Raw genomic sequence first — 10,200 nt, 5'->3', positions numbered from 1 at the left:
TTAATAAAATCAGGGATTTTTTGTTGCAGAAAAGGGGATGTTGGGATGGGAGATACTAGACTAAGAAAACTTGTCATACGTGAAGCTGAGGTAGAAGATGCTAAAGCATTAGCGCAGCTTAGAGTGAAAACAGATGGAGAAACAGAATATATGGATAGAGAAGAGGGAGAAGGATATTTATCATCCCAAGATTTCGAGGAATTGATAATCAAGGATCAGAAGAAGCTGACCAATTTATGTCTTGTAGCTTGTGACAAGGAAGAAATAGTTGGCTACTGCAGATGTGAAGGTAATGAATTAAGGCGGTTATCACATCAAGTGACATTTGGCGTTGCAATTTTAAAGGAGTATTGGGGTTGTGGTATAGGCAGAAAGATGCTGGAAATGATTATTGAGTGGTCTGAAAAGCAGGAAATACATAAAATCAATTTATCAGTTCTTGCATTAAATGAACGTGCCGTTCGTCTGTACGAAGCATATGGTTTTGCAATCGAAGGCTGTCTGAAAAATGATAAAAGATTGAGTGACGGCAAATACTATGATACTTTACTTATGGCCAGATTCTCGCCCAAGTAATGAATATCAATATGAAAACCCTCCATCCCAGAAGGATGGAGGGTATTTTTCAATTCGTAACAGAAGCAGCTTCCCACGCTGCATGCATACCAGCTACTCTGCCTGTTACCATGGCAGAGGTAATATTGTATCCTCCGGTATATCCATGGATATCAAGGATTTCTCCGCAGAAGTATAATCCATGCATAAATTTAGACTGCATCGTTGTAGGTACAACTTCTTTTACGGAAACACCGCCTCCTGTAACGAAAGCCTTTTCGATTGGCTGTGACCCATTCACAGGGAAAGTGAAGCCTTTAAGCAGGCTGACAAACTGTTGAACATTTTCCCGGGAAATATTTGCTGCTTTTGTATCCGGAAGAATTGCCGCTTGTTCTAAAAGAAAATCCAAATATCGTTCTGGTACTATTCCCTTTACTAGATTACGAAAAGCCTTCTTCGGCTGTTCCTCCCTCATGTTTGTCATTTCTTCCATTAACGTATGTGCTTTCTTATCGGGAATTGCATCAATATGGATATCGACTTCATTCCGGCCTTTCATCAGTTCTTTCACAACATACTGCGAACAGCGCAGTACAGCTGGTCCGGAAATACCAAAATGCGTGAATAGCATGTCCATCTGATGTGTGATAATAGCTTTTCCCTTCTCGTTCAGTACACTGACAGCAACGCTGCGCAGAGCAAGTCCTTGGAGCTGCTTTTGCTTGATGAAAGCAGCAGATGAAAGCAAAGGCACTTCAGTTGGGTAAAGTGTTGTGATGGTATGTCCTGCTTTCTTAGCCCAGGCATAACCGTCTCCTGTACTTCCTGTATGAGGTACAGCTTTTCCGCCGACAGCGACAATGACAGCACCTGTACTGATCTTTTCCCCGTCTTTCAAAATTATCTCATGTCTTTGTTCACCATAATGTATCGCTTTAACAGGTGCTTCTGTGCGGATACGGACATGAAGTGTATCTAAGCGATTGAGCAATGCTTGTACTACAGATTTTGCTGAGTTACTAACCGGGAACATACGTCCATGGTCTTCTTCTTTCAGCTTCACACCGAGATTCTCGAAGAAATCAATTATATCGTAATTGTCAAAAATCGAAAATGCACTGTACAAGAATTTTCCATTCCCGGGAATATGCTTGATTACTTCATCCTGCGGCAGGCGGTTCGTGACATTACATCTCCCGCCTCCGGATATCGCAAGCTTGTTGCCAAGCTTCTTCCCTTTATCAATCAAAAGTGTGGAGGCTCCATGCTCAGCTGCCGAAATAGCCGCCATAAGTCCGGATGGACCGCCGCCGATCACTACTACATCATAATTCATAATGGTTGTTCTTCCTTTCTGCTGATGGTATCCAAAGGAATTCTTCCATCAGGTCTACTTTATGATAAAATAGATTCATTGGATTTTAAAGAGGAGTTAGGTGAAATAATGGCTTTGTCGACAATGATTCGCGGGACATTGCTGCTGACAGCAGCTACTTTCCTGTCGAAGTTACTCGGGATCATCTATGTTATCCCGTTCAATGCACTGGTTGGTGCTTCGGGGGGAGCTTTATTCAATTTTGCATATACCCCTTATAATATATTGATCAGTATCTCAACAATAGGTATTCCGTTAGGTGTTTCAAAATTCGTTTCCAAATACAATGGTCTGGAGGACTATCGGACAAGCCAGCGAGTATTTAAGACTGGTTTCACCATCATGGGTGTCACAGGTGTTGCTGCGTTCCTTATCATGTATTTTGGGGCAGACTTGATTGCACAGTGGAGTGTAGGAGATGGAAAATCTGGTTTTACGACAGACACAGTTGCTTATGTAATTAAGCTAGTCAGCTTCGCCAACCTCATCATACCAGCAATGAGTATTGTCAGAGGATTTTTCCAAGGGAACCAGTCCATGGGACCTTCTGCTATTTCCACTGTAGTAGAGCAGATAGCGCGTATTGTATTCTTATTGCTCAGTGTCTATCTTGCCCTGCATGTCTTCAATGAAAACATAGCAGTAGCAGTTGGATATGCGACATTCGCAGCTTTTGTCGGTGCACTTGCCTCCTGTGCAGTGCTCTATGTCTATTGGCGTGCCCGAAAACCGCATCTGGAACTGAGAATGAGACAGCAGACAGTCCGTCCGGCAGCTATGTCGGATAAGACGATCATCAAAGAACTGCTAAGCTATGCAGGCCCATTCGTTGTAACCGGGATAGCAACCTCCCTGTATCAGTTCATCGATCAGTTTACGATGCCGCGAGCATTGGAAGCAATCGGAAAGGGTGACGTGGCAGTTGATATTTTTGGAGTGATAAACTTTTACGGTCAAAAAATCATCACTATTCCTATGACATTGTCCATCGGGTTATCACTGGCAGCAGTTCCGGCCATAACCCGTGCATTTTTCTCCGATGATCGCAAATTATATTTACAGCAAATCAATCAATCGTTACAAATCGTGCTTTTCTTGATTTTGCCCGCAAGTATTGGTATTGCGTTATTAGGAAGTGAAGCCTATACAGCATTTTACGGTACAGAAGCCGTCCTCAACCCTGACATAGGAGCAGGAACGCTTATGGTTTGGTACGCACCAGTAGCACTGCTGTTTGCTTTGTTCACGACAACGTCATCCATTTTGCAGGGGATAAACGAACAGCGTTTCTCCGTCATCAGTTTGACAGCAGGATTATTAGTGAAGATATTCTTCAATATTCCGCTCATTCATGCGTTCGGGGCAAAAGGCGCTATCTTTGGAACTGCTCTGGCAGTTGGTATTGCGACAGTATTGAACTTCCTTAAAATGAAGCATGTACTAAAGTTCCCAGTGCGTCAGCTTGCAAAGCGGACGATCCTGATATTGATATTTACAGCAATCATGTCTGCTGTTGTACTGCTAACAAAATATCTGCTGGGATTCGCGATAACGTTCCAGGATGGACAAGTTGCATCAGCAATGATCATACTCGTCTGTGCATTGGTTGGGGGATCAGTTTATATGATTCTCTCCTATAAATCAACTTTGCTTGAACGTGTCCTCGGAAATCGGATTGGATTCTTAGATCGTCTATTGAGAAGAAAGAAGGGTTAAATGATGAGAATGGATAAGCTGCTTGCCAATATGGGATACGGCAGCAGAAAAGAAGTAAAGTCGCTCCTCAAACAAGGGGCGATTACGGTGAATGGCGCCCAAGTCAAATCACCGTCCATCCATGTGGATGAAAAGAAAGATATTGTACAAGTCAATGGCGAGACCGTCGAGTACAGAGAATTCATCTATTTGATGATGCATAAGCCGCCTGGTCTAGTTTCGGCAACGGAAGATAAAAGAGATGAAACAGTTGTCGATATCCTGCAGCCGGAGGATCGGATATTCGAACCTTTTCCAGTCGGACGGTTGGATAAGGATACAGAAGGTCTTCTGTTGTTGACGAATGACGGGACGCTTGCCCATCAGCTTTTATCACCGAAGAAACATGTGCCGAAGCTCTACTATGCTCGAATCGAAGGGGAAGTCACCGAAGAAACGATAGATAAATTCCATCATGGGGTAACGCTTGATGATGGTTATGTGACAAAGCCGGCTATCCTGCATATCTTGGAGGCAGGTCCAGTGTCAGAGATAGAGGTTACGATAACAGAAGGAAAGTTTCATCAAATCAAGCGCATGTTCGAGGCTGTAGGTATGGAGGTTGTCTATCTGAAGCGTCTTAGCATGGGCAGCCTGAAGCTGGATGAAGAACTTGAGCTGGGGGAATACAGGGAACTTTCTGATGATGAGCTTAGCAAACTGATCCAGGATACAAAAAAAAGCTGATCTGCGTGCAGATCAGCTTGCCTTAAGTAGGAAATTATTACATAGGTTGTACGATTTGAATCAAGAGATTTTGACTTTTTTTGAGGTCGTTGACCAAACCCCCCGATGAGGACTTTGTACTAAACCGTTATACTCCAGCACATTTAAATCACGCTGTACCGTACGGTCCGTAATACCAAATTCTTCAGCCAATTCAGTAGTAGAAACTGTGTCCCTTTCCTTAATGTAAAGATAGACAGCTTTTACACGGTTTAGCATTCGGGATGTTGATTGATTCAAAAAACCACTCCTTAATTTTACATAAGAATCGGTGGTGCTCTAAATCTCTTTCTACCCGTATTTTACAATAATTAAGCAAAGATGGCTAGGAGATAGGTTTAATTTTCTGTTAATTCTATTCTTAACAAGTAAATAAAATTATTGATAAGAAACCAGGAGGCGAAGGAAATGGAAAAAATCGATTGGTATGAAAAGGCTTCTTTTTATAAAGACGCTTATGTGGAAGTGCTGAAAGGGCTCGTTTCCATTCCAAGTGTTTATGATGAATCGACAAAAACAGACAAGCAGCCGTTTGGCGAAAAAATTGATGAAGCCCTCCGATATATCTTACAAGTAGGCAAGGATGAAGGATTCCATACTCGATATGTCGATGGCTATGCTGGACATATCGAGTATGGACAAGGAGACGGGTTGGTTGGCGTACTTGGTCATCTGGATGTCGTACCTGCAGATGGAGAGTGGACGCACGGCGCTTTCAATCCGACACTGGATGGTGATCAACTATTTGGCAGAGGTACATTGGATGATAAGGGCCCAGTTGCAGCTGCTTACTTTGCGATGAAATTACTGAAAGATTTAGGATATGCACCGAAGAAGCGCATCCGTTTGATTATGGGCACGGACGAAGAGCGTGATTGGCAGTGCATGGCGTACTACTTCCAGCATGAAGAAATGCCGGATACAGGATTTACGCCGGATGCAGACTTTCCGCTTATCTATGCAGAAAAAGGAATTATCGATGGTTATATTTCCCTGCCTCCTGCGTCGGCACAAAGTGACATGCTTCGACTTGAACGTTTCGAAGGCGGTAAAGCACTGAATATGGTTCCAGGGCTTGCGGAAGCCCATCTTACTGGGGAGAGTCTGGAGAAGGTAAAAGACGCATTCACGGCTTTCCTGGAAGCCCAAGGATACAGCGGCAAAGCTGAAGCCAAAGAAAATGCTATCCTGCTCAGCTTGTCTGGTAAAGCAGCTCATGGTTCAACACCTGAAAAAGGTATCAATGCAGTAGTGGCATTAGCCAAATTCTTAGTGAGCCTGCCATTACATGGGGATGTGACAGACAAGTTGAGCTGGCTTATCGAAAAATTCGAGGATTACAATGGGAATGGTATCGATTTGGGTCTGACTGATGATGTATCTGGTCCTTTGACACTCAATCTTGGGGAATTCAGCATGAAAGATGCGGAAGCGTGGAAAATTGGTGTTAATATCCGTTATCCGGTTACATCTGAATATGATTCAGTTACTTCGAAATTGTTTGCACAGCTTGCACAAGCGGGTGCCGGTTTCCAGGAAACGTCTCACTTGGCTTCTTTGTATGTGGAAAAGGATGATCCGCTAGTTGAGACATTAGTTGATGTGTACCGCCGTCAAACAGGTGATCAATCCGATATCCTAGCAATCGGCGGTGGTACCTATGCACGGGCGATGAAAAAAGGGGTGGCATTCGGACCGCTATTCCCAGGCGGATCAGACAGTGCCCATCAGCAGGATGAACACATCTTGGTTCAAGATATGCTTCGTTCGATCGCTATCTATGCGGAAGCACTTTATCTGCTGACAAAGGATGAGCTCGACTAATGCAAGCGACGACAAAGCAGACTTACAGATCTTTTCAATTCTTTTATTTAGCAGCTTTTCTTTCCAATGGATCATTATTTCCGCTGCTTGCTGTTTTTCTGCAGGAAGAAAAACAATTGGATCCAGTGCTAGTTGGTTTGATAGTGGCGGCAATTCCATTAGTGAACACGGTAATGGAGCCTGTTTGGGGGCTGCTTAGCGATTATACCCAGAAACCATTGCGTCTGTTGGCAGCAGCATTAGCTGCTGCCGCGGCGCTTGCATTCATTTATTTATTTTATGACCATTATGCATTGCTGCTGATCGGGATGCTGGCTATCGCTGTGTTCCAAGCGGCTGTCATTCCTTTGTCGGACAGTATGGCGCTAAGCTTTGTCGAGCAGCACAAGCTTGTCTACGGGAACATTCGTTTATGGGGAGCGATCGGATTTGCGGTTGCTTCATTCCTGTTGGGTTACATAACAGATTTCGTAGGTACAGTGGATGTCATTTTCATAGCATATGGCTTGTTTCTGTTGCTTGCATTGCCAGCGTTGCGTAAATTCCCGCGTCAAGGCTATGACATAGCGGCAGTATCGATGAAAGAAGGCTTACGTACGTTACGGAAAAACAACCCATTCATGTTGTTCCTTGTATCCAATTTCCTTATATTCGGGCCAATACTTGCAAATAATTTTTATTTCGGGACATTCATTTTAGCAGCTGGAGGCACACTAAGCGCTGTCGGCATCGCTTTCTTCCTAGGAGCAGGCAGTGAGGCACCGTTCATGAAACTTGCCCACCGGATCATTGGGAAGATGAGCATTCTTCATGTTGTCATATTAAGTGCGGCTGTATCCGGCGCAAGATGGGTTTTATATATGTTCGACCCATCCCTTACCATCATCTTTATAACAACCATCATCCAGGGATTGTCTATCGGACTTTATGTACCAGCTGCATTGCTTTACATCAGAAGTACGGCACCTTCATCTGTCCAAGCGACTGCCATAGCGCTTTATTCCGCAGTGGGTACTGGACTTGGAAATGCGCTTTTCAACTTGATGGGTGGCTTGATCCTTGAGATTGCAACTGTATATCATATGTATGCATTGTTTGCTGTGACGACTTTCACTGGTGTTGGAATCTTGTTTATCGTGAAGAGGATGAGGGGTACAGCTAAAGGGAAAAGAGGAGTAGCATGAGTACACATTATTTCATTGGTATAGGTACTGATGAATCTATTCAAGCAGAATTGGCTGTGTGGCAGGACGAGTTAAAGGAATATGTGCCGATGAAGCTTTGGCCAAGACCAGAGGAATTCCATATTACTCTGCAATTCCTAGGTGCGACGACAGACGAGCAGGTGGATAAAATAAAGGAAGCTTGGCAAGAGCATGATTTTGGCAAAGCATTTTCCTTGGACGTAGTCGGAGTAGATACTTTTGGCAGTCCGAAACAGCCTCGTGTCTTATGGGCAGGGGTAAAACCGCTTGATCAGCTGCAAGCATTGCATCAAAAAGTAACTGCAAGCACACAGACAGCTGGCTTCCAGCTTGAGAACCGGCCGTATCGTCCGCATATCACACTCGGGAAGAAATGGGGATCAGGCAAAGTGGATGGACAGCTTCCGCTTCTGGACAAACATTTATCCGTACCTATCTTGGCTGAGAAGGTGACACTTTACCGGATCGAACCTGGGAAACGACCGAAATACGTTCCGGTACTGGTCAAAGATTTGGAGAAGGAGTGAACCTATGTGGCGCAATTGATTAAGCTGCATGAATATATATCCCGCTATGAACAGCATCCTTACCGATATCCTGGCCAATTCATAAAATTGAAAAAAGAGAATTGGGAAAAGATGCACAGGGAATGGGAGCAGCAGCAAGCTGCTCCTGCCTCTTTTATAATGGATGAAGCAAAGGAAGAAGAACGGAAGAAATCATGGTATCATGTATTCCGAAAAAAAGAAGAAGAAGTGGAACAGCCGGAGCCTGTTCCTGCTTATATTGCGCCTACAGAAAAGATCCTCAAACAGGATTTCTTGGAAGAGCTGTTTGACTTTCAGCTGAAATGGGCTACAAGCACGCTTGGGGAGTTTTCTTTCTTTGATCAGAAGTTCAAGAAAGATCCGGTTCTTCGATACTTTCTAAAACGATTTCCAGACACTTTCTTTGTTATGTATAAACCTGTTTTTGAAGTGAAGCAGACAACGATGGAAGCAGATACGATTCTGATACATCCATTGGGTATAGAGATTGTTTCTGTCTTGGAGGACAAGCCTGATGTATTGTTCTGGGCAACTGAGGAACGGACATGGAAGCGAGAATCGAAGGGGCAGTTTTCTACCTTCCTTAATCCAATGCTCTCTTTAAACAGAACGGAAAAGCTGATACAAGGTATCCTCAAAAAATACGATGTTGAGCTGCCCATACAAAAGGTAGTTTTGAGCAGGGAAAACCAAATCCGGTTTGCCAGTGAGCCAAGGAATACACAATTTATCGGCAGCCAGAAGCATACGGCTTGGCTGATGGCAAAAAGAGAGGAACAGTTAGCTCTCAAACATGCGCAGCTGCGTGCCAGTGAAGTGCTGCTGGACCATGCCTATACAAAGGCTGTTGCTCGTCCCGAATGGGAAGAGGAAGAAAAGGAAGAATTTTTTAGTTAAATAAACGGTTTTATAGGCCTATCGTATTGATAAAACCATAGAATATGTTGTAATCTTAAGTATGTCTGTCGAATTTGTTCGGGAATGTACTTGCCTTGTGTCACGCTGGGCTTGTTTACAGCTAGTAATGCAAAGCGATTGCACTAGGAAAGTAGGAATGAACGGTGAATTGGTTAGAACACATACTGGGAAATGAGTGGAAAATTGCTCCTGCAGGCGGTGTAACAGGAGAAGCATATTATGCAAAAAGCGGAGATCGGCAGCTGTTCCTGAAGCGCAATTCCTCTCCTTTTTTGGCGGTTCTTTCTGCAGAAGGAATTGTACCGAAGCTGGTGTGGACAAAAAGGATGGAAAACGGGGATGTTATTACGGCCCAGGAATGGCTGATGGGGCGCGGTCTGACTTTTTCGGAAATGAGCGATCCCCGGGTAGCTAAACTGCTTAGTAAAATCCATCATTCCTCCGAAATGCTGAACTTATTGATGCGTATGGGTAAGAAGCCGCTTCAGCCAGAAACGAAAATGGAAGAGCTGCGGGAGAAAGCAGCTGGCTTCCAAGATCGGCTGCCTGCTTTAAAACGGGTGCTGGCAAGTCTGGAGCAATTCTTACCTGAAATGCCGGATCAGTTATTGGCTGTCTGCCATTTTGATATCGACCATAACAATTGGATGATAAGTCAGCATGATGAGCTGTATCTTGTTGACTGGGACAGTGCTCTCATTGCGGATCCTGCAGCTGATATTGGAATGCTGCTGAGGAAGTACGTTCCTCATTCTGACTGGGAAGACTGGATGAAAGCATACGGCAAGCCGCTGAATGATGCACTTCTGAGACGTATCTATTGGTATGAAGCTGCCCGTATCGTCATGTCGCTCCGCGATGACAATCTGCAACGCAAAGATAAAGAATTGGAACAGCTGCTTACGGAAGTGCACCAGCTGTCCTGCTAGCCTTGAAAGCTGTTGATTGTCTCTACCCAATCCTCGAGCTGATCTCTGTTCGATGTGATATGCGCATTGATATCTGCAGCTTTTTCACCGGCAGAACTGTAAGAATGGATACCGGGAAGCAAAGCGAGAAGCTCTTGCTGATCGGTTGATTTATTAGATAAGATAGAACGTGCCAAGCGGGATATTTGCTCGTATTCGGATTTGCTGCCGCAGCAAGATTCGCAATGCTCGCTTAAGATATCCCGAAGAAGGCTAAGTTGGTTTTCAACGGAAAGTGACATCGATTTTCCCCTCCTTCCTGAGCATAGCGTGTGCGATTTGGCATCAAACTATGCAGGCGGGCAGGGCAGAAATAGGAGTGA

At 44.3% G+C, this 10,200-nt stretch carries 11 protein-coding genes; 8 read left to right on the top strand and 3 right to left on the bottom strand.

The genetic code is table 11. The annotated features are described in order from the left end of the window. Positions 1–45: 45 nt before the first annotated feature. Positions 46–576, top strand: coding sequence for a GNAT family N-acetyltransferase (locus SFC25_RS07100; protein WP_411214598.1), 531 nt, complete (start codon positions 46–48; stop codon positions 574–576). A 49-nt stretch (positions 577–625) separates the two neighbouring features. Here the strand turns inward: SFC25_RS07100 and SFC25_RS07095 are convergent, their stop codons facing one another. Beyond that, complete coding sequence (locus SFC25_RS07095) at positions 626–1,894, bottom strand: BaiN/RdsA family NAD(P)/FAD-dependent oxidoreductase (RefSeq protein ID WP_411214585.1); 1,269 nt, start codon at positions 1,892–1,894, stop codon at positions 626–628. 108 nt (positions 1,895–2,002) lie between these two features. On the opposite strand from SFC25_RS07095, the gene SFC25_RS07090 reads away from it, so the two are divergent. Then, entirely contained in the window at positions 2,003–3,649 is a 1,647-nt protein-coding gene (locus SFC25_RS07090) for a putative polysaccharide biosynthesis protein (protein WP_411214584.1), read from the top strand. A gap of 3 nt (positions 3,650–3,652) precedes the next feature. Continuing rightward, complete coding sequence (locus SFC25_RS07085) at positions 3,653–4,375, top strand: pseudouridine synthase (protein ID WP_411214597.1); 723 nt, start codon at positions 3,653–3,655, stop codon at positions 4,373–4,375. A 60-nt stretch (positions 4,376–4,435) separates the two neighbouring features. Here the strand turns inward: SFC25_RS07085 and SFC25_RS07080 are convergent, their stop codons facing one another. Then, positions 4,436–4,654: a DeoR family transcriptional regulator gene (locus SFC25_RS07080; RefSeq protein ID WP_093879353.1), complete on the bottom strand. Its 219-nt coding sequence runs from the start codon at positions 4,652–4,654 to the stop codon at positions 4,436–4,438. 168 nt (positions 4,655–4,822) lie between these two features. Here SFC25_RS07080 and pepV point away from each other — a divergent pair, with 168 nt between their 5' ends. The 5 genes from pepV (at position 4,823) to SFC25_RS07055 (ending at position 9,838) form a co-directional block, all read left to right on the top strand. Next, on the top strand, positions 4,823–6,238 hold the full coding sequence (pepV, locus tag SFC25_RS07075) for a dipeptidase PepV (RefSeq protein WP_411214583.1): 1,416 nt from the start codon (positions 4,823–4,825) through the stop codon (positions 6,236–6,238). Beyond that, positions 6,238–7,422 carry an MFS transporter gene (locus SFC25_RS07070; protein ID WP_411214582.1) on the top strand — a complete coding sequence of 395 codons (1,185 nt, stop codon included), beginning with the start codon at positions 6,238–6,240 and terminating at the stop codon, positions 7,420–7,422. Before pepV ends, SFC25_RS07070 begins: the two co-directional genes overlap by 1 nt. Continuing rightward, the gene (gene thpR, locus SFC25_RS07065) at positions 7,419–7,970 is read left to right on the top strand and encodes an RNA 2',3'-cyclic phosphodiesterase (RefSeq protein WP_411214581.1); all 552 of its coding nucleotides are present in this window, start codon (positions 7,419–7,421) and stop codon (positions 7,968–7,970) included. Before SFC25_RS07070 ends, thpR begins: the two co-directional genes overlap by 4 nt. 6 nt (positions 7,971–7,976) lie before the next feature. Beyond that, positions 7,977–8,888 carry an NERD domain-containing protein gene (locus tag SFC25_RS07060; protein WP_411214580.1) on the top strand — a complete coding sequence of 304 codons (912 nt, stop codon included), beginning with the start codon at positions 7,977–7,979 and terminating at the stop codon, positions 8,886–8,888. Positions 8,889–9,052: 164 nt separating this feature from the next. Then, complete coding sequence (locus SFC25_RS07055; protein WP_411214579.1) at positions 9,053–9,838, top strand: phosphotransferase; 786 nt, start codon at positions 9,053–9,055, stop codon at positions 9,836–9,838. Here SFC25_RS07055 and SFC25_RS07050 read toward each other — a convergent pair. After that, the gene (locus tag SFC25_RS07050; protein ID WP_411214578.1) at positions 9,835–10,119 is read right to left on the bottom strand and encodes a YtzH-like family protein; all 285 of its coding nucleotides are present in this window, start codon (positions 10,117–10,119) and stop codon (positions 9,835–9,837) included. The genes SFC25_RS07055 and SFC25_RS07050 overlap by 4 nt on opposite strands. Positions 10,120–10,200 lie beyond the last annotated feature (81 nt).

The organism is Terribacillus saccharophilus (assembly GCF_046592595.1).
GTDB classification, from domain to species: domain Bacteria; phylum Bacillota; class Bacilli; order Bacillales; family Amphibacillaceae; genus Terribacillus; species Terribacillus saccharophilus_C.
Note: the sequence above shows the minus strand (reverse complement) of the source record. Positions and strands in the feature narration are given on the sequence as shown.